This is a genomic window from Promicromonospora sp. NPDC090134, assembly GCF_044746965.1.
Lineage (GTDB): Bacteria > Actinomycetota > Actinomycetes > Actinomycetales > Cellulomonadaceae > Promicromonospora.
In genome coordinates this window covers 119,822-141,082 of sequence record NZ_JBIVCZ010000004.1, presented here as the reverse complement: position 1 = coordinate 141,082, position 21,261 = coordinate 119,822, and the positions used below count along the sequence as shown (strand labels likewise).

General features: G+C 73.2%; 20 protein-coding genes. 8 read left to right on the top strand and 12 right to left on the bottom strand.

The window, feature by feature from the left end; all coding sequences use genetic code 11:
• Positions 1 to 30 precede the first annotated feature (30 nt).
• The 4 genes from ACIPN7_RS12970 to ACIPN7_RS12955 all read right to left on the bottom strand — a co-directional run bounded on the left by ACIPN7_RS12970 (position 31) and on the right by ACIPN7_RS12955 (position 4,495).
• Positions 31 to 936 (bottom strand): AraC family transcriptional regulator N-terminal domain-containing protein, encoded by a 906-nt coding sequence (locus tag ACIPN7_RS12970; protein WP_400542340.1) that lies wholly within the window; start codon positions 934 to 936, stop codon positions 31 to 33.
• Positions 937 to 1,016: 80 nt separating this feature from the next.
• Positions 1,017 to 1,721 carry a FadR/GntR family transcriptional regulator gene (locus ACIPN7_RS12965; RefSeq protein WP_400542337.1) on the bottom strand — a complete coding sequence of 235 codons (705 nt, stop codon included), beginning with the start codon at positions 1,719 to 1,721 and terminating at the stop codon, positions 1,017 to 1,019.
• The gene (locus ACIPN7_RS12960; RefSeq protein ID WP_400542334.1) at positions 1,708 to 3,120 is read right to left on the bottom strand and encodes an enolase C-terminal domain-like protein; all 1,413 of its coding nucleotides are present in this window, start codon (positions 3,118 to 3,120) and stop codon (positions 1,708 to 1,710) included. The genes ACIPN7_RS12965 and ACIPN7_RS12960 overlap by 14 nt, the downstream gene beginning before the upstream one ends.
• 127 nt (positions 3,121 to 3,247) lie before the next feature.
• Positions 3,248 to 4,495: an amidohydrolase gene (locus ACIPN7_RS12955; protein WP_400542331.1), complete on the bottom strand. Its 1,248-nt coding sequence runs from the start codon at positions 4,493 to 4,495 to the stop codon at positions 3,248 to 3,250.
• Between the two features lie 76 nt (positions 4,496 to 4,571).
• Between ACIPN7_RS12955 and ACIPN7_RS12950 the strand changes: the two genes are divergently transcribed.
• On the top strand, positions 4,572 to 5,228 hold the full coding sequence (locus ACIPN7_RS12950) for a GntR family transcriptional regulator (protein WP_400542328.1): 657 nt from the start codon (positions 4,572 to 4,574) through the stop codon (positions 5,226 to 5,228).
• Between the two features lie 211 nt (positions 5,229 to 5,439).
• Positions 5,440 to 6,228: a DUF899 family protein gene (locus ACIPN7_RS12945; protein WP_400542325.1), complete on the top strand. Its 789-nt coding sequence runs from the start codon at positions 5,440 to 5,442 to the stop codon at positions 6,226 to 6,228.
• Positions 6,229 to 6,260: 32 nt separating this feature from the next.
• On the opposite strand, the gene ACIPN7_RS12940 is transcribed toward ACIPN7_RS12945, so the two are convergent.
• On the bottom strand, positions 6,261 to 7,163 hold the full coding sequence (locus tag ACIPN7_RS12940; RefSeq protein WP_400542322.1) for an NAD(P)H-binding protein: 903 nt from the start codon (positions 7,161 to 7,163) through the stop codon (positions 6,261 to 6,263).
• Positions 7,164 to 7,243: 80 nt separating this feature from the next.
• On the opposite strand from ACIPN7_RS12940, the gene ACIPN7_RS12935 reads away from it, so the two are divergent.
• The 3 genes from ACIPN7_RS12935 (at position 7,244) to ACIPN7_RS12925 (ending at position 9,212) form a co-directional block, all read left to right on the top strand.
• Positions 7,244 to 8,203, top strand: a complete 960-nt coding sequence (locus ACIPN7_RS12935; protein WP_400542319.1) for a cupin domain-containing protein — start codon at positions 7,244 to 7,246, stop codon at positions 8,201 to 8,203.
• 69 nt (positions 8,204 to 8,272) lie between these two features.
• Positions 8,273 to 8,821, top strand: a complete 549-nt coding sequence (locus ACIPN7_RS12930) for an NUDIX domain-containing protein (RefSeq protein ID WP_400542316.1) — start codon at positions 8,273 to 8,275, stop codon at positions 8,819 to 8,821.
• A gap of 40 nt (positions 8,822 to 8,861) precedes the next feature.
• Positions 8,862 to 9,212: an L-rhamnose mutarotase gene (locus ACIPN7_RS12925; RefSeq protein WP_400542313.1), complete on the top strand. Its 351-nt coding sequence runs from the start codon at positions 8,862 to 8,864 to the stop codon at positions 9,210 to 9,212.
• A gap of 125 nt (positions 9,213 to 9,337) precedes the next feature.
• On the opposite strand, the gene ACIPN7_RS12920 is transcribed toward ACIPN7_RS12925, so the two are convergent.
• The 4 genes from ACIPN7_RS12920 to sigJ all read right to left on the bottom strand — a co-directional run bounded on the left by ACIPN7_RS12920 (position 9,338) and on the right by sigJ (position 16,072).
• Positions 9,338 to 13,510: a glycosyl hydrolase 115 family protein gene (locus tag ACIPN7_RS12920; protein WP_400542310.1), complete on the bottom strand. Its 4,173-nt coding sequence runs from the start codon at positions 13,508 to 13,510 to the stop codon at positions 9,338 to 9,340.
• 25 nt (positions 13,511 to 13,535) lie between these two features.
• Positions 13,536 to 14,552: a LacI family DNA-binding transcriptional regulator gene (locus ACIPN7_RS12915; RefSeq protein ID WP_400542307.1), complete on the bottom strand. Its 1,017-nt coding sequence runs from the start codon at positions 14,550 to 14,552 to the stop codon at positions 13,536 to 13,538.
• Between the two features lie 76 nt (positions 14,553 to 14,628).
• Positions 14,629 to 15,144 carry a hypothetical protein gene (locus ACIPN7_RS12910; protein ID WP_400542304.1) on the bottom strand — a complete coding sequence of 172 codons (516 nt, stop codon included), beginning with the start codon at positions 15,142 to 15,144 and terminating at the stop codon, positions 14,629 to 14,631.
• On the bottom strand, positions 15,137 to 16,072 hold the full coding sequence (gene sigJ / locus ACIPN7_RS12905) for an RNA polymerase sigma factor SigJ (RefSeq protein ID WP_400542301.1): 936 nt from the start codon (positions 16,070 to 16,072) through the stop codon (positions 15,137 to 15,139). Before sigJ ends, ACIPN7_RS12910 begins: the two co-directional genes overlap by 8 nt.
• A 188-nt stretch (positions 16,073 to 16,260) precedes the next feature.
• On the opposite strand from sigJ, the gene ACIPN7_RS12900 reads away from it, so the two are divergent.
• Positions 16,261 to 17,016, top strand: coding sequence for an SDR family oxidoreductase (locus tag ACIPN7_RS12900; RefSeq protein WP_400542298.1), 756 nt, complete (start codon positions 16,261 to 16,263; stop codon positions 17,014 to 17,016).
• Positions 17,017 to 17,019: 3 nt separating this feature from the next.
• Here the strand turns inward: ACIPN7_RS12900 and ACIPN7_RS12895 are convergent, their stop codons facing one another.
• Positions 17,020 to 17,973 (bottom strand): ArsR/SmtB family transcription factor, encoded by a 954-nt coding sequence (locus ACIPN7_RS12895; RefSeq protein ID WP_400542295.1) that lies wholly within the window; start codon positions 17,971 to 17,973, stop codon positions 17,020 to 17,022.
• Positions 17,974 to 18,070: 97 nt separating this feature from the next.
• Between ACIPN7_RS12895 and ACIPN7_RS12890 the strand changes: the two genes are divergently transcribed.
• Together ACIPN7_RS12890 and ACIPN7_RS12885 are read left to right on the top strand one after the other, a co-directional pair.
• On the top strand, positions 18,071 to 18,511 hold the full coding sequence (locus ACIPN7_RS12890) for a cupin domain-containing protein (RefSeq protein ID WP_400542292.1): 441 nt from the start codon (positions 18,071 to 18,073) through the stop codon (positions 18,509 to 18,511).
• Between the two features lie 142 nt (positions 18,512 to 18,653).
• On the top strand, positions 18,654 to 19,415 hold the full coding sequence (locus ACIPN7_RS12885; RefSeq protein WP_400542289.1) for a tetratricopeptide repeat protein: 762 nt from the start codon (positions 18,654 to 18,656) through the stop codon (positions 19,413 to 19,415).
• A 66-nt stretch (positions 19,416 to 19,481) separates the two neighbouring features.
• On the opposite strand, the gene ACIPN7_RS12880 is transcribed toward ACIPN7_RS12885, so the two are convergent.
• Positions 19,482 to 20,231, bottom strand: coding sequence for a glucose 1-dehydrogenase (locus ACIPN7_RS12880; protein WP_400542286.1), 750 nt, complete (start codon positions 20,229 to 20,231; stop codon positions 19,482 to 19,484).
• Positions 20,232 to 20,301: 70 nt separating this feature from the next.
• Positions 20,302 to 21,204 carry a TIGR03620 family F420-dependent LLM class oxidoreductase gene (locus ACIPN7_RS12875; RefSeq protein ID WP_400542284.1) on the bottom strand — a complete coding sequence of 301 codons (903 nt, stop codon included), beginning with the start codon at positions 21,202 to 21,204 and terminating at the stop codon, positions 20,302 to 20,304.
• Between the last annotated feature and the right edge of the window lie 57 nt (positions 21,205 to 21,261).

Below are 21,261 nucleotides of genomic sequence, written 5' to 3'. Positions count from 1 at the left end.
TTCGGTCAGGCCAGCTGGTTCAGGCGGCTCTCACGGCAGTGCGGCAGGAGCTGGGTCAGCCTCGTCGTGCATACGCACCGCGTCGACGCTGGGTGGGGCACCGAACTGGCGCCGGTACTCCCGGCTGAACTGGGACGGGCTGTCGTATCCGACCCGATGGCCGACACCTGTGATGTCGTTCGGACGGTTCACCAACAGCAACCTCGCCTCCTGCAGCCGGATCTGCTTCTGGAACTGGATCGGGCTCATCGCCGTCACCTCCTGGAAGTTTCGGTGGAAGGCGGAGACGCTCATCCCCGAGAGCCGCGCGACGTCCTCGACCCGGAACGGGCTGGCGTAGTTCTCCCGGATCCACCGCACGGCGCGCCGGATGTGGGCCATGCTGCTGTCGGAGAGCCCGAGCTGGCGCACCACCGCACCCTGTTCCCCGGTCATCAGCCGCCAGAGGATCTCGCGCTTGACCAGCGGGACCAGTGCCTGCCGGTCCCGTGGCCGGTCGAGCAGGCGCAGCAGCCGCACGATGGCGTCGAGCAGCTCCTCCGGGGCGGCGCTGACCGTGATTCCCGGCCGCGCGGCGTCGGAGGACTGCGGCAGGTCCCTCGGTCCTGCCTGCAGCAGCAGCTCGGCGACGGCGGCAGGTTCCAGGGTCATCCCGAAGCCGAGCGTGGGGTGGCTCGGAGTGGCGTCGACGACGTGCCCCGTCACCGGGAGGTCGACCGAGGCGACGAGGTACTGCCCGGCGCCGTACTCATGGATGCTGTCCCCCAGGGCCAGCCGCTTGGTGCCCTGGGCGACGACCGCCAGCACCGTGCCGGACATCGAGGACGCCGGTGGGATGTCACGGTCGAACCTGCAGATCCGGACGCCGTCGATGGCGGTCGTCTGATCCGGGCGCACGTGTCTGTCCAGCAGCTCGCGAAGTTCGTCCAGCGACATGCCACGATTTCAGCACAGGACTTGGGGCTCTCACCTGGAGGCGAGAGGATCGTGCAAGGACGCGCGCGTCCTGTTCGAGTTCAGGGCTCCTCGTCCAGGTTCTCCGGCTTCGGCAGCCAGTCCTCGACGCCCAGGAGGTGGGCCGCCATCCGGATCCGGGCGGCCTCGGGATCACGCGCGGCGAGCGCACGCCAGATGGCCTCGTGCTCGCCGTGCGTGCGCGCCTCGATGCCCTCGGCGTGCAGCACGCGCCACAGGCGCGCCCGCACGGTGCGGCCGGCGAACGACTCGATCAGCGCCTCCAGCACCGGGTTGCCGGTGTGCGCCGCGATCACGCGGTGGAACGCGATGTCAACCTCGATGAACCGGTCGTGGTCCACCTCCGCGCCGTCCAGCACCTCGGACACCTGGTCCAGGACGGCCCGGGCCTCGGCGAGTGCGTCGTCGGGCATCCGGGTCGCGGCCAGCCCCGCGGCCTCCGTCTCCAGGACGCGGCGGACGCTGTGGAACGCGGGCATGGCGCCCTCGTCCTGCAGGTCGAGGACCAGGGCCATGGGGGAGAGCAGGCGCGCGGGGTCGAGGCTGGTGACGTACGTGCCGTCACCCTGCCGGGTGTGCAGCACGCCGAGGATCGACAGCGCGCGCACGCCCTCGCGCAGGGAGCCGCGGGAGACCTGGAGCTCGTCGGCCAGGTCCTTCTCGACCGGCAGGCGGTCGCCGGGTCGCAGCCTGCCGTCGAGGATCATCCTGCGGATGCCGTCGACGACCTCGTCAGTGCGGGACATGCCCCGAAGTATCCCGCACAGAAGTATCCCGCACAGGCGTATCCCGCACCGGCGCATCTCCCACCCAGTACGTCCCGTGCGGGAACCGGAACCGGTCCAGCGACTCCTCGTACATCTGCGTGGAGTAGCCCGGCCGGGACGGCAGCACGTACGCGGTGCCCGCGCCCCGGTCCGCGACGACGCACGGGTCGGTGAAGTGCTCGTGCAGGTGGTCCACGTACTCGGTCACGCGGCCGGTGAGGTCGCCGCCGATCGCCACGTAGTCCAGCACGGAGACGTGCTGCACCATCTCGCACAGGCCGACGCCGCCCGCGTGCGGGCACACCGGCACGCCGAACTTCGCCGCGAGCAGCAGCACGGCGACGATCTCGTTGATGCTCGCGAGCCGGCCGGTGTCGAGCTGGCAGTAGTCGATCGCCTCGGCCTGGAAGAGCTGCTTGAACATCACCCGGTTGTGGCAGTGCTCGCCCGTCGCGACCCCGATCGGCGCGACGGCGCGGCGCACCGCGGCGTGCCCCAGGATGTCGTCGGGCGAGGTGGGCTCCTCGATCCACAGCGGGTCGAACCGTGCCAGCTCGCTCATCCACTCGATGGCCTGCGGCACGTCCCACACCTGGTTGGCGTCGATCATCAGGTTGCGGTCCGGGCCCAGCACCTCGCGCGCGATGGTCAGCCGCCGGACGTCCTCGGCCAGGTCCGCCCCGACCTTCAGCTTCACGTGCTGGTACCCGGCGTCCACGGCCTCCTGGCACAGCCGGCGCAGCTTGTCGTCGCTGTAGCCGAGCCAGCCGGCCGACGTCGTGTACACGGGGTAGCCGGTGCGCTCCAGGTGGGCCAGCCGTTCCTGCCTCCCCGGCTCCCGGGCCTTCAGGATCGCCAGCGCCTCGTCGCGGGTCAGGGCGTCGGAGAGGTAGCGCAGGTCGGCGACGTCGACGAGCTGCTCCGGCGCCATGTCCACGAGCAGGCGCCACAGCGGCTTGCCCGCGCGGCGCGCCACCAGGTCCCAGGCGGCGTTGAGCACGGCCGCCAGCGACAGGTGCACCACGCCCTTCTCCGGCCCGAGCCAGCGGAGCTGGCTGTCGGCGGTCAGGTCGCGGTAGACGGCACCCATGTCCGCGGCGAGCTCGTCGACGTCGCGGCCGACGAGCACCGCGGCCTGCTGCCGTGCGGCCTCGGCCACGATGTCGTTGCCCCGGCCGATGGTGAACGTCAGGCCGTAGCCGCCCAGGGTCCCGCCCGAACCGGCGGGGTCGGTGCCGGCCGGGTCGGGCGCGTCGGTCTCCAGCACGACGTACGCCGCCGAGTAGTCGGCGTCCTTGTTCATCGCGTCCGAGCCGTCGGCCGTGGCCGACGTCGGGAACCGCACGTCCTCGACGCGCACTCCGGTGATCGTGGCCATGCCGCTCCTTCGCAAACATCCGATGAAATGCCTGCAATCTACGGACGGGGGCGCTGCCGGTCAAGGTCGTGACGGTGTTGAGGGGGCGATTGGTTCGATCAATGCGGGGGTCGTGCCGAACTCGATGTCAGACCAGGACCTCGCCGTCCCGGGCCACGACGCGGCCGGCCGCGATCACGAGGGCGCGGCGCGGGGCGCGGACCACGGCGTCGGGCACGTTCTGGGCGTCGACCAGCACGACGTCGGCGGGCGCGCCGACGACCAGGTCGTGCGTCGCGCGGCCGACGAACCGGGCGGCGTCCGCGGAGGCGATCCGTGCCGCGGTGACCAGGTCCTCGTCGCGGCGGAAACCGGACAGGCGCGCGAGCTGCGTGGTCAGCGTGAGCAGGTCCCCGGTGCCGTACGGGGACCACAGGTCGCGGATGCCGTCCGTGCCCAGGCCGACGGCCACGCCCGCGGCGCGCAGCGCGTGCAGCGGCAGGGGAGCGGCGCCGATCGGCGCCACCGTGGTCATCGTGATGCCCGCGTCGCCCATCGCCGCGACGAGGTCGGCCTGCCGGGTGCCGGCAAGCTGGCCGACGGCGAAGCCGTGCGCCACGTTCACCTTGCCCTGCAGGCCGGTGCGCAGGGTGCGGTCGATCATCAGCTCGATCTGGAAGGCGCCCAGCTCGCCGCCGTCGTGCAGGTGCACGTCGATGCCCACGCCGTGCCGCTCCGCGATCGCGAACAGCCCGTCGAGCTGGCCCACGGGGTCGCGGTCGATCGAGGCCGGGTCCAGGCCGCCGATGTGCTCGGCGCCCGCGGCCGCCGCCTGGTCGAGCAGGTCCAGCACGCCCGGGCGGCGCAGCACGCCGTCCTGCGGGAACGCCACGATCTCGGCGTGCACGGCGCCGCCCAGCGCGGCCACGGCCGCACGCACCACCTCGATGCCGCGCAGCCCCACGCCCAGGTCGACGTCCACGTGCGAGCGGACGGCGGTGGTGCCGGTGCGGACCGACTCGCGCAGCACGGCCAGCGTCACGTCGACGCCCGGGATGCCGAGCTCGTCGCGGTGCGCGCGCTCGTGCGCGATCCGGCCCTGCGTGCCCGGCTCCCCGCCGTAGCTCACCCACGGCTTGCCCCACCACGACTTGTCGACGTGCGCGTGCGCGTTGACCAGGCCGGGCAGCGCGAGCAGGCCGCCGCCGTCGACGACGCCGGGCGCGCTCGCGACCATGCCGCCGGCCGTGCTGCCGTCGGAGTCGCGGGCGGCGCCGTCCGCCGCCGGGTCGTGGGGGACGACGGCGGTGATCACGCCGTCGGCGATGTGCAGGTCGCTGCGCTCGCCGCCCCATGGGCGCACGTCGCGCAGGACGGTGACGGGGGTAATGCTCATGAGGGTTCCTTCCTCGGTGGGGCAGGCGGCGGCGCAAAATGGTATCCCATTTCGGTTTCCTGGCAGGATGGCGCCCATGAGCATGCCGCCGGACGGCGACTTCGAGCCCGAGTCGGTGCGGGTCGCGCGCGCCGTCCGCGAGCAGATCGTGGACGGCACGCGCGCGCCGGGCAGCCGGCTCGTCGAGCGCGACCTCGCCGCGGAGCTGGGCGTGAGCCGCATCCCGGTGCGGGACGCCCTGCGCGCGCTCGTCGCGGAGGGCCTGGTCACGCCGCGCCCGCGCACCTGGGCCGTCGTGCGGGAGTTCACCGACGCCGACGTCGCGTACCTGCAGGAGGTGCGCGAGGCGACCGACCCCACGCAGTTCCGGCTCGCCGCGCAGCGGCGCACCGCCGAGCAGCTCGCCGCCCTGACCGAGGCGTGGGAGCGCGAGGACGCCGCCGCGCGGCGCGGTGACGCCCCGGCGGCACGGCGGGCAGCCGCGGACTTCCACGAGGCGGTCGTCGCGGCGGCGGGCAACCCGGTGCTCGCCGAGCTGCATGCCGTCACCGCCAGCCGCGTGCGGTGGCTCCTGGCCCAGCACTCCGACCTGACAGGCATCGCGGACGAGCATCGGGCGCTGCTGCACGCCGTGCGCGACCGGGACGCCGACGTCGCCGCGCGGCTCGCCCGCGAGCACCTGCGCACGAGCCGGTCTGCGGCTGCGGAGCGCCGGGCGGAGCCGTCCGGCTGAGGAGTCCTGTCGGGCGCTCGGCGGTTCGGCTGGGTGTTCGCAGAGCCGGCGCGGGGGCTCCAGGGAAACGGTTGGTCTGCGGAGTGTGTTGCTCTGTGTCGACAGTGTCGACCCAGAGCAACACACTCTGGCGATGAGTCCGGTGCCCCGTCGTCGTCGGAAGTTCGAGGCGCTCGTCCGGTGCGCCCGAACCGAGCCTCCGGAGGACACCATGACCGAGACGCCTGTCGCGACCAGCACGACCAGCGCTCCCGCCCGTCCGCCCGTCGTCGACCGGGACGCCTGGCAGGCCGCCCGCGACGAGCTCCTGGCCCTGGAGAAGGCGCACACCCGCGCGAGCGACGCGCTCGCGGCCGCCCGCCGTCGGATGCCGATGTTCGAGCTCGACGGCACCGTCCCGGTCACCGGTGCCGACGGCCCGGTGCCGTTCGCCGACCTGTTCCAGGGGCGCGACGAGCTCGTGGTCTACCAGCACATGTGGCACGACGGCGACCCGATCAGCGGGCAGTGCCCCGGCTGCACCATGAACTCCTGGCACATCCAGCAGTCCGCCCCCTACCTCCGCGCCCGCGGCGTCTCCTTCGCGATGCTGACCGAGGGGCCCTGGGCCGAGGTGGCCCCCTTCGTGGAGTTCATGGGCTACACCGAGCCCTGGTACTCGGTGCGCGACCTGCCCGCGCCCCTCGGCGTCGACATGGGCCACATCGCCTCCTTCCTGCGCGACGGCGACCGCGTCTACCTCACCTACCGGACCACGGGCCGGGGCAACGAGCTGGCCGCCGGGATCTTCGGGCTGCTCGACATGACGCCGTACGGCCGCGGCGAGACCTGGGAGGACGTGCCTGACGGCTGGCCCGCGGGCCACACCTCGTGCTGGTACTGGGCCACCGACGCCGACGGCGAGGCCACCTGGGGACCGACCAGCCGGCCCACGCCGCAGTGGACCCGGCCGGGGGCGACGCCGGTGGTGCCCACTGACGGGCACGGGCACCACCACTGAGCCGCCGCGCCGCTGCTGCCGGCGTGTCGGCCTCAGGCCGGGAGCGTCCAGGCGCCCGACGCCGCGGCCCGGCGAGCGAAGGCGTCGAACGGCGTCGCGGGCCGCCCGAGCACGCGCTCGACCGTGTCCGTGGTCGGCGTGTTGCGCCCGTCGAGCACCTCCTGGAAGAGCCAGGCGAGGCCCTCGGCCTCCTCGGGGTGCACGCCCGCGGCGGTGAGCTCGGCGACGAAGTCGGCGGGTGTGAGCGGGACGTGCTCGACCGTCCGACCGGTCGCGGCGCTCAGCGCGTGCGCGACCTCGGTGAACGTCAGGGCCTCGGGGCCCGTCAGCTCCAGGACCTCGCCGGCGTGGGCGTCGCTGGTGAGCGCGAGGGTGGCGACGTCGGCGACGTCCTCCAGGCTGACGAACGGCTCGCGCACCTGGTCGGCCGGGACGGCGAGGCGGCCGTCGAGCACGCCGTCGAGCAGGAAGTGCTCGCTGAAGTTCTCCTGGAACCAGGAGCAGCGCACCACGGTCGTGGCGGCCGAGGCGGCGAGGGCGAGGTCCTCGCAGGCCCGCGCGCCGTCCTCCCCGCGGCCCGACAGCAGGACGATGCGCTCGACGCCGTGCCGGACGGCGCGCGCGGTGAACGCGTCGATCACCGCGTCGGCGCCGGGCAGCGCCAGGTCGGGGGAGTAGCAGACGTAGACGGCGGAGGTCCCGTCCAGCGCGGCGTCCCAGCCGGCGTCGTCGTGCCAGTCGAAGGGGACGGCCGAGGGGGCGGCCGAAGGGGCGCCCGAGGGGGCGGCGCCGGAGCGCGAGGCGATGCGGGGCTGGTGGCCCTGGGCGCGGAGCCGGTCGGCGACGCGGCGGCCGGTGCGGCCGGTGCCGCCGGTGACGAGGATCGGAGCGGTGGTCGTGGCGGTGGTCCGTGCGGTGGTCTCTGAAGTAGTCATGGGTCCATCGAAGCGTCGCCAGCCTGGACTCTGAATGGCTCAGAATCTGCGTCTCATGTTCCAGCGTCTAGGGTGGGCGGATGGATCCGCTGTCGCAACTCCTCGCGCACCCGCACGCCGAGGGAGCCTTCACGCTGCTGATGTCGATGCGCGCGCCCTGGGCGGTCCGGGTCGAGGACGAGGCCGCGCTCACGGTCGTGATCGCCACCTCGGGCGGCGGCCTGCTGGAGGCCGGCGACGCGGTGCACGAGCTGCGCACGGGTGACGTCGCGCTGGTCCGTGGCCCGCTGCCCTACCGCGTGGCCGACGCCGCGGGCAGCGCGACGGTCGCGATCATCGAGCCCGGCCAGCGCTGCGTCACGCCGGACGGCGCCCCGCTCGACCTGGCCCTCGCGCACGGGCTGCGGCACTGGGGCAACGACCCCGACGGCCCGGACCGGATGATCGTCGCTTCCTACGCCGACATCGGCAGCGTCGGGCGGTTCGTCACCGAGGTGCTGCCCGACGCCGCCGTGGTCGAGGCGGGCGCGCTCGACCCGGCGCTCGTCGGCCACCTGGCGCGGGAGATCGCGCGCGACGACCTCGGCCAGAGCGTGGTGCTCGACCGCCTGGTCGACGTGGTGACCATCGAGTCGATCCGCGCCTGGACCGCCGCGCACCCGCCCGCCGGGCCCAGCTGGGTGGGTGGGATCGGCGACCCTGCGGTGAGCGCGGCGCTCCGGGCGATGCACGCCGAGCCCGAGCGCGCCTGGACCGTCGCGGACCTCGCCCGGCGGGCCGCCGTCTCCCGCGCGACCCTCGCCGCGCGGTTCACCGAGCGCGTCGGCACGCCCCCGCTGCGGTACCTGACGAGCTGGCGGCTCGCGCTCGCGCGCGACCTTCTCGTGGACCGCTCGCTCACGCTCGACGCCGTGGCCCAGCGCGTCGGGTACTCCAGCGGGTTCGCGCTGAGCACGGCGTTCACGCGCGCGTTCGGCGTCAGCCCGGCCGCGTACCGGCGTCGCCTCGCGGAGGGACCGCGGCCGGTCGGGGCCGGGTGAGGGACGACGGCGGGTGGCCGAGCCCGGAATGCCCTGGCCGCGCCCGCTGCCCCGCGATACGGTCCGCCGATGCCCCCGCTCCCGAACCCTCCGCGCCCTGACCTCTTGCTCCCGCTGCGCCAGCAGTGCCGGGGCCTCGTTCTCGACGCCGAGGACCGCATCCTGCTCGTCGCCCACGCGATCGACCAGGTGGGCACCGTCTGGATCGGACCGGGCGGCGGGGTGGAGGACGGCGAGACCGTGGAGGAGGCGCTGCGGCGCGAGCTCTTCGAGGAGGTGGGGCTCGTCGTGCCCGACGACCGGCCGCTCACCCCGGTGTGGACCCGCCAGGTCGCCTACCCGGGTGCGCCCCGGTCCGACTTCCGGGGTGTGCACGAGGACTTCTACCTCGTGCGCACGGCGGCCTTCGAGCCGACGTCGGGCCTCGCGCCGGGCACCCCGGGGCACCCGGACACCGAGGGGATCGTCGACGCGCGGTGGTGGTCGCGGGCCGACCTGGAGACCCCGGGCTACGGCGAGTTCTTCGGGCCCCGCGACCTGCCGTCTCTGCTCGCCGCGCTGCTCGCCGACGAACGGTCGGGCACGCTGCCCGGCGCGCCGGTCAGCATCGGGCTCTGACCAGCCGCGTCGCCGTCTGTACCTGGTACTGTGCCGACCCGTGAACCGACAAGCAGAGCAGCATGTCGAGCGGTACGGGCTCGTGGTCGACGTGGTGCCCGAGAAGCGTGAGGAGTACCTGCGCCTGCACGCCGCCGTCTGGCCGCAGGTCGAGGCGACGCTCCAGGCCTGCAACGTGCACAACTACACGATCTTCGTGCTGGAGAACACGCTGTTCGCCTACTACGAGTACACCGGCGAGGACCACGCGGCCGACATGGCCCGGATCGCGGAGGACCCGGTGACCCAGGAGTGGTGGACGCACACCGACCCGTGCCAGACGGCGTTCGGCACGGACGCCGTGCCGGGCGAGGGCTGGCGTGACATGCAGGAGGTCTGGCACCTGGCCTGACGGGGCGGGTGCGGGGGAGACGTCGTCCCCCGGGGGTGGGTAACGGAGATGTAGCGGTGCTACGTCTCCGTTACCCACCCGGCTGCGTGAGGCTTCCCGGCCCAGCCCGGCCCAGCCTCAGCCCGTCAGGAGCCGCTCCGTACGCTCGGCTGCTGGAACCCCGAGAACCCGGGCGTGCTGTCCGTGGTCAGGGCGATCTGGTTGACCACGATCCCGGCCTCCCGGGGTGCCAGCGAGATGGTGTGCCGGCCGGGTTCGAGGCGCAGCGCGGACCCGGTGATGCCCGTGCTGCCGTACCAGGTGTCGGTCCCGGTCTCGGGGCCGCTCTTGGCGGACGAGTACGCCCACCGGCCGTCGACCAGCACGTGGTACGAGTCGGCGTTGTCGTTGGGGTGGCTCGTGTTGGCGAACAGGTAGTAGGTGCCGCCGGTCGCCACGTCGACGGTGAGGTCGAGCTGCGGCGGCGTTCCGGCCGCCGTGCCCCCGTTCACCTTCTCCGTCGGGCCGGCGTTGAACAGCGCCTCGGCCTGGGCCGCGGTCGTCGCCAGCCACTGCGCCTTCGCGCTGCTGTTCGCCGGCGGGACCACCTGGACGCCGTTGCGCGCCAGCGCCCAGTCGTGCGTCCCGTTGTTGCTCGGGTCCGAGACGGCGCCGTCGTCGTCCGCCAGGGCGTCGGCGGCGTCCATCACGACCAGGCCGCCCCGCTCCTGGTAGACGCCGGACGGCGCGTCCTCGCCTCGCCCGACCGTCACCGAGGCCACCCAGGTGGTGCCGTCGCCGGCCGTGACGGACAGCTCCGCGGTGCCGACGCGGTTGCCCGTGACGGTCACCGCGCCGCCGGAGACCGCCGCCGACGCCGCCGTCTCGTTGTCGGACTCCGCGGTCGCCGCGTCCGACACGCCGTCCAGCGTGACGGACGCGCCCACCGTGGTGTCGACGTCCGCCAGCCGCCGCAGCTCCGGGAGCCCGGCGGGCAGCGGCGCGACGACGGCCCGGTCACGCGGGGCGATGGTGTTCGGGCTCTCGGGCGGTCCGACCAGGCCGTCGCCGGCCGCGCCGTCCCGCGTCTCGATGATGATCCGGTCGAACAGGATGGCGGCGTCCGAGCGGTAGACCACCAGGTCGTGCCAGCCGGGCTCGGCGACGTCGACCGTGAACGCCAGGGGCTCGATGCCGTGCATGATGTTGAAGCCCCAGGCGCTGGTGCTCGTACCGGCCACCGAGTTGCCGCGCAGCGTCGCCTCCGTGGGTACCTGGTCGTCCAGCCCGATCGCCGTCCGCGCCGAGCGGCGCGTGCCGTCGTCCAGGGAGCCCTCGTTCAGCGTGGGGACGCGATAGAAGCTCCCCGTGAACCGCCCGGTCGAGGAGAAGTACACCCGGTACCGGAGCTGGGCCGTGTCCGCGAAGCCGGAGTCGACCCGGGCCGCCGTCTCCGGGTACGAGCCCATCGACGCGACCCGCTGCCCGATCCCCTGCACCGCGGACCACCGGCTGCCGTCCGCGCCCGGGACGTTCCGCGCGAAGTGCTCCGCCTCCAGCGCCACGTACCCGTTCGTCTCCAGGTGCCCGCGCTCTCCGCGTCCGGGACGCAGGTCGACGGCGGCCCGCTCCACCTCGACCGTGAACGTCGCCACCGGGTCGCCGGTCTTCCGCCCGTCCACGGCGTCGTAGACCCGGATGGTGCCGGACGCCGCCGCCCGCCGCGTCGTCGTCACCACGACCCGCTGCTCCGTGGCCGTGGTGCCCGAACGCGTGGACAGCCTGATCCACGACGCGTCGGTCTCGGCGACCCACTGCTGCGGCTCGGACACGTCGCCCCGGTTGAACACGTCGAGGAACCGCTGGTCGTCGGGTGCGGCCGCGCTGAACCGCAGCGTGCCCTCCCCTGCGTCCCTGCTGCCCTCGGCGGCGGCGCCCACGCCGTCGGCCGGCGTCGCCACGCGGGCGTACCGGTCGTCGGCGAGCATCACGGCGCCCTCGTTCGGGAAACCCTCGGGGTGGCTGTGGCCGATGGCGTCGGCCCACTTGCCGTCGCTGATCGTGTCCCAGTACTCCTCGTCGGCGAAGATGCGCTCGCGGGCCTGCTTGGAGAGCAGCTCGTAGCTGCCCGCGCTGGCGTAACGCCCCTGCTCGGCCGCGAGCTGGTTCTTCCAGTAGTAGCCGATCTGCTCGGCCTGGTTCCGGTACGACTGCACCCGGTACAGCACCTGCTGGTAGAAGGTCGAGCGGTACTCCGGGTCGAGCCGCGCCGAGACGCCCTCCAGGATGCGCACCAGCTCGTTCGCCTCGTTGACGTACCGCTGCAGCTCGTCGCCGTCCGAGGTGGCGCTGAAGGGGAACGCCTGCCCGTCGTGGATGCGGCCCGAGGTGGCGCTGGACGACCCGGCCTCGCCCCAGGACTCGGCGCGCTTGGTGCTCTCCAGGGCGTCGAACCGGGTCAGCGCGTCGGTGACCACGTCCGCCGTCCGCCGGTCCAGGCCGAAGTCGCGCCGCACGTGCTCGGTCAGGAACCTGCTGCCGATGGAGTCCGCGTCGTAGCCCTCGACGTCCCAGGCCAGCTTGGCGAACAGGTCGAGCTTGACCTCGCCGGGCTTGATGTCGCCGACGTTCAGGATCCAGTACCGGCCCGCGTCCGAGTTCCAGGCCCGGTGGAGCTGCTGCACCATCAGGGACATGGGCACCGAGTTGAGCCACAGGTAGCTCTTGGGCTCGCCCCAGTAGGAGTTGTGGTAGTAGACGCCGTTGCCGCCGGACCGCTCCGCCTCGCTCGCGGTGGGCACCTGGCGCAGGTAGCCGTGGTTGTCCTCGGCCCACATCAGCGTCACGTCGTCGGGGATGTAGTCCTTGAGCCCCGCGTTGTAGAGATCGCCCATCTCCTTGTACGGGATGAACACCTGCGGGACGGCGTCGACGCTGCCGTAGACCTCCTCGATGACCTTGCGCTGCTCCACGATGGCGTCGCCCACCATCTCGACCTTGTCGTCGAACCCGTACGGGTTGCCGGGCGTGAGCACCGGGTCGCTGTCGTGCACGCCCCGCACGCCGAGGGCCAGGATGGACTCGAAGTCCTTGTTGGCCACGAGGCGCTGACGCCAGTACTCCAGGAGCGCCGGCTTGTTGATCGAGTAGTCGTAGGCCGCCACGGCGTCGGCGCCCTTGATGTCGAGCGCCTCCTTGTTGCGGTCGTACCACTGCCGCCACTCGCCCTCGTTGTTGCGCAGCATCAGCTCGGCGTGCGACGACGACGAGACGATGCCGTACGCCGCCGCCTCCTTGGCGTTGACGGGCGTGCCCGTGTCGTAGCGACCGGTGTCCGTGACCGCGTTGTACGCCGTCGAGGCCAGGTGCATCGCGGGCCACAGCGTGTTCATCCGCAGGCGCAGCATCAGCTCGAACACGTGCCGGTAGTAGTTCACGTCCGGCGTGCCCTCGCCGGTGGGGAACTTCTTCTTGGCCCACTGGACCGTGCGCTCCTCGTCGTTGACGAAGATGCCGCGGTACCTCACGTCCGGGCCGTCGTCCACGAGCGCCTTGTCCGTCACGCGGATCTCGTCGCGCTGCTCGACCGGGGTGTCGGCATACCAGTACCAGGGCGAGACGCCGATCTGCTCCGAGAGGGAGTAGATGCCGTAGATGGTGCCGCGGGCGTCGCTGCCCGCGATCACCAGGGCCTTCTCGACGCCGGGCAGGGGGTGCTTGACCGTCTTGGTCGTGAAGGCCTCCCACTCGCCCTCGATCTGCGCGGCCTCGTTGAGCTTGCCGGCGGCCACGATCTGGTCGATGAGCTCGCTCTGTCCGATCTGGCCGACGATGATCGGGGTCTTCTCCTGCCCGGCCCCGGTGATCAGGGCCGGCACCTTGCGCTGGTCCGCGGCGGCGAGGCGCGCCTCCTTGGCGGCCTCGTCGTCGACGAACAGGCTCTGCACGTCGGCGGCGTCGATCGCCCCGGTGACCATGGCGACGTCCTGCCGCAGGTCCTGGACCGCGCGGCGCACCTGCGCGTGGTCGCGGTCGCCGTGCTCGCCGCCGTAGGCGGCGTCGATCAGGACGGGCGACGTGCGGCGACCGTCGTAGATCGTGAAGCCGCCCGCTGCCTGGGCCGTCGCGGTCTCGGCGGGTCGCGTCTGCGCCGGCGCGGTGTCCAGCGGGGCAGCGGCCGCCGGCGTCAGCGACGCGGCCAGGACGGCGCCGGTCGCCAGCGCGGCGAACCACCTCCTGGCCCGGGCCGCGGGCCTGCGCGGGTCGTGCCGGAGTCCGTCGCGCCGCACTCCTCGACTTCTCTGTCCGGGTTGTGACATCTTGCGCTCCTCTCGTGCCTGCAGATCACTTCTGTGGGACGACGCCCGACGAGCCGCGGATCACCAGCTCGACGGGAAGCTGCTCGTGTGCCACGGCGTCGCTTGCGCCGGCACTGCCCGCGGCGGCACTGCTCGCGTCGTCGAGCATCCCCACCAGCAGGTCGACCGCGCTCTGCCCCAGGCCGATGTGCGGCACGCGCACGGTCGTCAGGGCGGGGGAGACCAGCGTGGCGAAGGCGACGTCGTCGAACCCGACCACCGAGATGTCCTCGGGGACGCGCACGCCCCGGCCGCGCAGCCGGTCGAGGATGCCCAGCGCCATGAGGTCGTTGAAGGCGACGACGGCGGTGGCGCCGCTGGCCACGGCGTGGTCGGCGGCCGCGAGGCCACCGGAGAAGTAGGGACGGAACGAGCCGAGCTCGACGAGCGTCACGTCGCCCAGCCGTTCGGCGGCCCGGCGCAGCCCCTCGACGCGGCGCGTGCCGGACCAGGAGCTGGTCGGGCCGGCGGCCACCGCGACCGTGCGGTGGCCCAGGGCGTGCAGGTGGCCGAGGGCCTGGGTCACGCCGTCGGCGTCGTCGGCGTCGACCGAGGGCAGCCCCACCGCGTCCCGGTTGACGAGCACGTGCGGCAGCTCGCCGAGTGCCCGGCGCAGCGTCTCGTCGTCGGACCGGGGGGAGGCGACGATCACGCCGTCCACCCGCTGGGCGAACTCCGCCAGGAGCGTCGGCTCGGCGGAGCGGGCCTCCTCCGAGTCGGCCACGAAGACGGCGTAGCCGGCGGCCCGGGCGCGGGCGTGCACGCCCTTGGTCACCGAGGCGAAGGACGGGTTCTCCAGGTCGGGCACCAGCAGGCCGAGCACGTGCGTGCGCCCCAGGCGCAGCCCGCGGGCCAGGGTGTGCGGCCGGTAGCCGAGCTGCGCGGCGATCGCGGTGACGCGCTCGCGGGTGACCGCGGAGACCTGGGAGTGGTGCGCCAGCGCCCGGGAGACGGTGGAGACGGAGACTCCGGCGAGCCGAGCCACGTCGCGCGCGTTCGCCATGCCGGCTCCCGTCGTCGGATCCGACCCCCTTTGGTCGGTATGCCGCGGACGAGTCTGCAAACGATCCCGCGAATCGTCAACCCTTTGCGCTGTTTTGCCCCCTAGGCCCGGATTCCCGGGTGATCCCTGGGCCCGCAATCGATTGCGGGCGGCGGCCCGGGATCAGCAGCCCGATCGCCAGCAGGATCGCGACGGCGAGCACCACGACCTGACCGATCGCCTCGTCGGTCGGCAGGTGCCCGAGGTGCGTGACGTGGTACGCGAAGTGCAGTATCCCGAAGACCGTCCACGCGATCCCGAGCAGCCGGCAGCCCACCTGGGAGGGCCGGAACAGCCCGTAGAGGCTCGCCGCGCCGAGCGCGAGGTACATGGCGCCGTGGTCGCGGACCAGGTGCTCGTTGTAGGGGCCGTCCTTGGAGACCCACTCGCCGAGCACGGACGGGAAGTGGTCGTAGTAGGCCTGCGGCAGGAAGTACGACCACGCCCCGACGAAGCCGACGATGATCACGGTCGCGACCAGGGATCCGTACTGGACGCGGCCCACCGGCCGAGCCTCGGCCGGTGCGTGCGCTGCGGTTGCGGGGTCAGTCATGGTCGTTTCCTTCGTGCGGGGTGGGGAGCCAGTGGGTGAGCTTGGCGGGGTTGAGCATGATCCACACGTCGGTGACCAGCTCGTTCTCGACGTGCAGGGTCATCACGCCCGTCACGACCTCGCCCGTGCGGAAGACGACGCCCAGGCCGTCGGCGGTGGGTTCCAGGTGGTGCGTCAGCTCCGGCATCTTGGCGTCGACGCCGAGCACCAGCCGCGCGACCCGGTCGGGGCCCTCGATGACGTTGCGCGCGGCGGTGACCAGGCCGTTCGCGTCCGTGCGGAGCTGGACGTCCGGCGCGAGCACGCGCATGAGCTGCTGCATGTCGCCCGCCTGGGCGGCGCGCAGGAACGCCCGGACCGTCCGGTCGTGCTCCTCGCGGGGCACGGCGGCGGTCCGGTTCTCGCGGACCTGCCGCCGTCCGGCCGTCGCGAGCTGCCGGACGGCGGCGGGGGACCGCCCCACGATCCGCGCGATCTCGTCGAACGGGACGGCGAACACGTCGTGCAGCACGAACGCGACGCGCTGCGCGGGGGTCATCGCCTCCAGGACGACGAGCAGCGCCGTGCTGACGGCGTCGTCCAGGGTGACCCGCTCCAGCGGGTCGGCCGTGCCGTCGAGCGGAGCCGTGCCGTCGAACAGGTCGGCGGGCACCGGCTCGGGCAGCCACTGTCCGATGTACTGCTCCCGCCGCCTGCGCGCCGACGCCAGGAGGTCGAGGGCGATGCGGCTGGCGACGCGGGTCAGCCACCCGGCGGGGTTGAGGATCTCGGCGCGCTCGGCCTCCTCGAGCCGGTACCAGCGCACGTAGGTCTCCTGCACGACGTCCTCGGCGTCGGCGAGGGTCCCGGTCATCCGGTACGCCAGGGACAGCAGGCGGCGGCGCTCGGCGAACACGTCGTCCAGCGTGGGGTCCGGCTGATCGGTCACGGACGGTCCCGGCGTTCGGTGGGGTGATCTCTCGTTCATCATCACCTTGACGACGCAGTCGCGCGGAGTGTGAGGCCGGGCGGCGGACCTCACACTTTCGATGGTTGTCCCGTCAGGACGTCGGAGGGCTGGGCAGCGCGGCCCCGACCCTCCAGGGACACAATGGAGCAAGGACCGGAGGAAGAACGATGAAGATCGCAGTCGCAGGAGGGACGGGAACCGTCGGCAGGCACACCGTCGCGGCGGCGCGCGAGCGCGGGCACGACGTCGTGGTGCTGTCGCGGTCGGACGGCGTGGACGTCACCACGGGCCGGGGGCTGACGGCGGCGCTGACCGGCGTGGACGCCGTCATCGACGTCACCAACACCACCACGTTCTTCGCGCGCAAGGCGCGCAGGTTCTTCGAGACGGCGACGCACCACCTGCTCGCGGCGGAGCGGACGACGGGGGTGGGCCACCACGTGGCCCTGTCGATCGTCGGCATCGACAACATCGACGCCTCCTACTACGCGGGCAAGATCGCGCAGGAGCGGGCCGTCATGGCCGGCGACGCGCCGTACACGATCGCGCGCGCGGCGCAGTTCCACGAGTTCGTCGGGCAGCTCCTGTCCAGCCAGAAGGGGCCCGTCGTGATCATGCCGACGGCACCGATGCGCCCCGTCGCCGCGCGCGAGGTGGGCGAGCACCTCGTGGCGGTCGCCGAGGGCGGCCCCGTGGGGCGGGCCACCGACCTGGTGGGGCCGCGGGACGAGCAGCTCGCCGACGTCGCGCGACGCCAGCTCGCCGCCGAGGGCATCAAGCGCAAGGTCTGGGAGGTCCGGCTGCCCGGCACCTACACCCGGGGTCTGGCCTCCGGCTCGCTGCGCGGCACCGGTGAGCGCGTCGAGGGCCGGATCACCTTCGACGACTGGCTGAAGAGCGAGGACCACCGGCCGGTCGGCTGACGGTCAGCCGGCCGCCTCCAGCAGGGCGCGGCCGGCCGCGGTGAGCTCGTGCGTGACCGTGCGGCCCGCCCGGCTGCTGTCGATCAGGCCGGCGTCGCGCAGGATCGTCAGGTGCTCGCTCGCCGTCGGCTTCGTGACGCTCACCAGGTCGGCCACCACCGAGGTCTGCAGCGGCGTGACGAGCGCGGCCAGGATCCTCGACCGGGTGGCGCCCAGCAGCCGGTCCAGCGACCTCGGGGTCACGGGTGCCGACCAGAGGTAGCGCCCTGTCGCCGGGTAGCAGATCGCCGGGGACCAGTGGTCCGAGGTGGTGCACTGCACGCGGTCGGTGATGAACAGCGACGGCACCAGGATGAGGCCGTCCGGGCAGTCGACGCCGACGTCGACGGCCGACGTGATCGTGATGGTGTCGCCGTCGGCGCTCGCGGACGGGTGCAGCCGCGGGACCACGGCGCGCAGCCCCTCGCGGTTGACCTGCACGGCCCGGTCCAGCATCTCGGTCCGGAGCGCCTGCCGCATCGACGGCCACTCCGGTTCCACGGCCGCCCGCCAGAGGCGGCGCACCGCGGCGGCGGCCTCGGCGCGGGCGCGTCCGGGGTCGTCGAGCAGCCGGCGACGGACGTCGTCGTCGTGCCCGGCCGTGGCGTCGACCAGCTCGGCGTGCACCTGGTCGAGCGGCGCGGCGAGCAGGGCGGCCATGCCCTCGTCGAACGTCGGCTCGCTGGACATCGGCGACGGGTCCAGGAAGTCGGGGCGGTAGGCGCCGTCGGCCATGAAGACCGTCAGTGCCGACAGGTCCAGGCCCGCCAGGTGCTGCCGGCGGCGGCGCAGCCACGGCTGGAAGACGGGGTGCCGCCGCGGCTCGGTCAGCAGCCGGGCGAGGCTGACCACCTCGTGGACCGGCGACATCGCCCACCGCACGCTCGCGGCCCCGGCGCCCAGTCGGTAGCGGATCACGGCCCTATTGTCGGGGCATCGTCGCAGGCAGGGCCAGACCGTTCGGCCACGGCCGAATCGAGCGCGGGCGGGCGGTCCCGCTGCCGAGACTCGGGTCATGACACAGCACACCGACGCACGACTGATCCACCTCGGCGCCAGCGGCTCGACCATCGAGGTCCTCGCGAGCGCCGCCGAGACCGACGGGGCCCTGAGCCTCTACCGCTGGCGCCTGGCGCCCACCAGCCGGGGACCGGCCCCGCACTTCCACACCACGTTCGGCGAGACCTTCGTGGTCGAGGAGGGCGAGATCGACTACTTCGACGGGACCGCGTGGCGCACCCTGCGCCCCGGCGACACTGCGCACTCCCCGCGCGGCACCGTGCACGGGCTCCGCAAGGAACGCGACGAGCCGGCCACCCTGCTCATGGTGCTCGCGCCGGGCGTGCCCCGGGAGGACTACTTCGCGCAGCTCGCCACCGCCCAGGAGGCGGACATGGACCGGCTGCACGAGGCGCACGACAACCACTTTGCCGACGAGGACGCAACTCACCTTTGAGGCCCGGCTTTCTCCGCTTTGGAGCCGTCCAGAGCGGAGAAAGCCGGGCCTCGAAGAAGAGCTGCGTCAGGCCGACTGGCGGCCGCGCCCGGTCGGCGGTGTCACCCGGCTAGGCTCACCGGGGCTACGAGAGGCAACCCGGATGAGTTTCAGCGAGACCGCACGTGCGGCGTTCCGGCGCGGGGACGACGCCGCCGTCGCGCGGCTGGCGCAGGACGAGGCCGAGCGGGCCCGCGCGACCGACGACCTGCCCGCGCTGGTCGAGGCGCTCTACATGCAGTCGCGGCTCGCGATCCGCGGCGGCGACCTGACCGAGGCGGCGCGTATCGCCTCGGACGCGCTGGCTGTCGCCGTCCGGACCGGCGACCGGCGCCTGGAGGAACGCCCGCGGCACGTGCTGGCCGGCGTGACGCGGATGGTGGGCGACCTGCCCCGCGCCCGCGTGCTCTACCAGGAGAGCATCGACCTCAACGAGGCGCTGGGCAACGACGACACCGTCACCTCCGAGCTGCACAACCTGGCGTTCACGGAGCTGAGCCTCGGCGAGACCGCCGCGGCCCGCGAGCGGTTCGCGACGAGCCGGACCCGGATCGTCGACGCCGGGTACCGCGACTTCGTCCCGTACGCGTACGTCGGGGCCGCCGCGACAGCAGTGGCCGACGACGACCTGGCCCGGGCGGCCCGCCTGCTCGGCCTCGCGCGGCGTGCCTTCGACGACCTGGGCCAGGTCCCCGACCCGGACGACGCCGAGGAGCTCGCCGCCGTCGAGACGGCGGTGCGGGGCGCGCTCGGCGCGGTCCGGGCCGACGACGAGCAGCGGGCCGGGGCCGCGTTGGACCCGTGGGCGACGCTGGTCCGCGCCGTGGAGCGAGGTGCGGAGCCGGGCGCCCGAACCGGCAGGTAGGGCCGGCGCGGGAGGAGCAGCGGTCGAACCGGCAGCGCGCTCAGGGTTTGCGGGCCGCCCCCCCGGTCAGACCTGAACCTCACCGCCGTCGACGAACAGCTCGGTGCCCGTGACGAAGCTGCTCTGGTCGGAGGCCAGGAACAGCACCGCGTTCGCGATCTCCTCGGGCCTGCCGAGCCGGCCCAGCGGGACGTTGCCGGCGAGCATGGTGAGCAGGCCGGGGGCCTGGGCGGGGTCGGGCGCGAGGCCGCTCAGCCCGGGCGTCTCGGTGGGTCCGGGGGCGATCACGTTCACGCGGATGTCGCGTCCGGTCAGCTCCGCTGCCCAGGTCCGGGTGAAGGACCGCAGCGCGGCCTTGGTCGCCGAGTAGACGCCGAACGACGGGGCCCCCTTGCTGGCGGCGGTGGAGCCGGTGATCACGACGGACGCGCCGTGGTTCAGCACGGGTAGGGCCTTCTGCACGGTGAACACCGTGCCGCGGACGTTGACGCCGAAGGTCTCGTCGAAGCCTTCGGGCGTCAGCTCCTGGAGCGTGGCGAACCGGCCGCCTCCGGCGTTGACGAACAGCACGTCGAGCCCCTGCCCGTGCGCGGTGACCGTCGCGAAGACCCGGTCGAGGTCGTCGAGGTCGGAGACGTCGCCGCGGATACCGGTGGCGTTGTCACCGAGCTCCGCCACCGCGGCGTCGAGCTCTGCCTGCCTGCGGCCGGTGACGAAGACGTGTGCCCCCTCGGCGGCGAACCTGCGCGCGGTGGCCAGGCCGATGCCCGACGTTCCGCCGGTGACGAGTGCAGTCTTGTTCTGGAGCTGTCCCATGATGATCTGCTGCTTTCGCTGATGGTGGCTGATGGTGAGGGTGGAGTCGGTAGGTCGGTCGATCGGTAGGTCAGGCGTCGGCGAGCGACGGCAGGAGCGTCGCCAGCTCGCGCCAGGTGGCCTGCGGGAGGTCGTCGGAGCCCAGGACGTGGACGGCGACGTGGTCGGCCCCGGCATCGAGGTGCGCACGCACCCGCGCCTGGATCGTGTCGATGTCACCCCAGGCGACGACGGCGTCGATCAGCCGGTCGCTCCCGCCCGGCAAGAGGTCGTCGTCGTCGAAGCCGAGGCGGCGAAGGTTGTTCCGGTAGGCGGGGAGACCGACGAACATGCCGACGCCGGCGCGGGCCGTCGCCCGCGCACGGTCCGGATCGGCGTCCAGGACGATCGCCTGGTGCGGGGCGATGAGCGGGCCCGGGCCGAGCGCCGCCCGCAAGTCCGCGGTGTACCGCGGTGTGACCAGGAAGGGGTGGGTGCCGGCGGTTCGCGCCGCCCCGAGGGTCGCCATGCGCGGCCCCAGGGCTCCGAGCAGACGACGTTCCGCCGGCAGCGGCGTCGGTGCGGCGTCCAGGTCGTCGAGGTACCGGGCCATGGAGACGACGGGCCTGCCGAACCGCTGCCCGTGGCCGCGCGCCGAACCGGGATCGCTGATCCCGAGACCCACGACGGTCCGGGGCCCGTGCAGCAGGTCGAGCCGGGCCACCTCGTGCGCGACCTTCTCGGCCGGGGTGCCCCAGATGCCCAGGACGCCCAGTGCGACCGTGCTCTCCGGCGCCACGCGCAGGAGGTTCTCGGTGTCCTCGAGCACACCCTTCCCGTCGAGCCCGGGGATCCACAGCGCGCGCAGCCCGAGCTCGTTCAGCTCGGCGGCCGCGTCCTGCACCACCGGCCGGTCCGCACCCCGCAGCTGCATGCTCCACACGCCCAGGGGCCCCAGGGTTCTGGCCAGCTCGCGTCCTGTCATCACGCTCATCTCCTAGTTTCTAACCGTACGGTTAAGAACTGGAAGGTAGCACGCTCGATCATGAGC

Excerpts from the sequence above, each read along its gene's own strand:
- ACIPN7_RS12970 (WP_400542340.1), bottom strand. The coding sequence starts at position 936 with ATGTCGCTGGACGAACTTCGCGAGCTGCTGGACAGACACGTGCGCCCG.
- ACIPN7_RS12875 (WP_400542284.1), bottom strand. The coding sequence starts at position 21,204 with ATGAGCGTGATGACAGGACGCGAGCTGGCCAGAACCCTGGGGCCCCTG.
- ACIPN7_RS12920 (WP_400542310.1), bottom strand. The coding sequence starts at position 13,510 with ATGTCACAACCCGGACAGAGAAGTCGAGGAGTGCGGCGCGACGGACTC.
- ACIPN7_RS12935 (WP_400542319.1), top strand. The coding sequence starts at position 7,244 with ATGGATCCGCTGTCGCAACTCCTCGCGCACCCGCACGCCGAGGGAGCC.
- ACIPN7_RS12885 (WP_400542289.1), top strand. The coding sequence starts at position 18,654 with ATGAGTTTCAGCGAGACCGCACGTGCGGCGTTCCGGCGCGGGGACGAC.
- ACIPN7_RS12940 (WP_400542322.1), bottom strand. The coding sequence starts at position 7,163 with ATGACTACTTCAGAGACCACCGCACGGACCACCGCCACGACCACCGCT.
- ACIPN7_RS12880 (WP_400542286.1), bottom strand. The coding sequence starts at position 20,231 with ATGGGACAGCTCCAGAACAAGACTGCACTCGTCACCGGCGGAACGTCG.
- ACIPN7_RS12915 (WP_400542307.1), bottom strand. The coding sequence starts at position 14,552 with ATGGCGAACGCGCGCGACGTGGCTCGGCTCGCCGGAGTCTCCGTCTCC.
- ACIPN7_RS12965 (WP_400542337.1), bottom strand. The coding sequence starts at position 1,721 with ATGTCCCGCACTGACGAGGTCGTCGACGGCATCCGCAGGATGATCCTC.
- ACIPN7_RS12960 (WP_400542334.1), bottom strand. The coding sequence starts at position 3,120 with ATGGCCACGATCACCGGAGTGCGCGTCGAGGACGTGCGGTTCCCGACG.
- ACIPN7_RS12900 (WP_400542298.1), top strand. The coding sequence starts at position 16,261 with ATGAAGATCGCAGTCGCAGGAGGGACGGGAACCGTCGGCAGGCACACC.
- ACIPN7_RS12890 (WP_400542292.1), top strand. The coding sequence starts at position 18,071 with ATGACACAGCACACCGACGCACGACTGATCCACCTCGGCGCCAGCGGC.
- ACIPN7_RS12955 (WP_400542331.1), bottom strand. The coding sequence starts at position 4,495 with ATGAGCATTACCCCCGTCACCGTCCTGCGCGACGTGCGCCCATGGGGC.
- ACIPN7_RS12930 (WP_400542316.1), top strand. The coding sequence starts at position 8,273 with ATGCCCCCGCTCCCGAACCCTCCGCGCCCTGACCTCTTGCTCCCGCTG.
- ACIPN7_RS12950 (WP_400542328.1), top strand. The coding sequence starts at position 4,572 with ATGAGCATGCCGCCGGACGGCGACTTCGAGCCCGAGTCGGTGCGGGTC.
- ACIPN7_RS12945 (WP_400542325.1), top strand. The coding sequence starts at position 5,440 with ATGACCGAGACGCCTGTCGCGACCAGCACGACCAGCGCTCCCGCCCGT.
- ACIPN7_RS12910 (WP_400542304.1), bottom strand. The coding sequence starts at position 15,144 with ATGACTGACCCCGCAACCGCAGCGCACGCACCGGCCGAGGCTCGGCCG.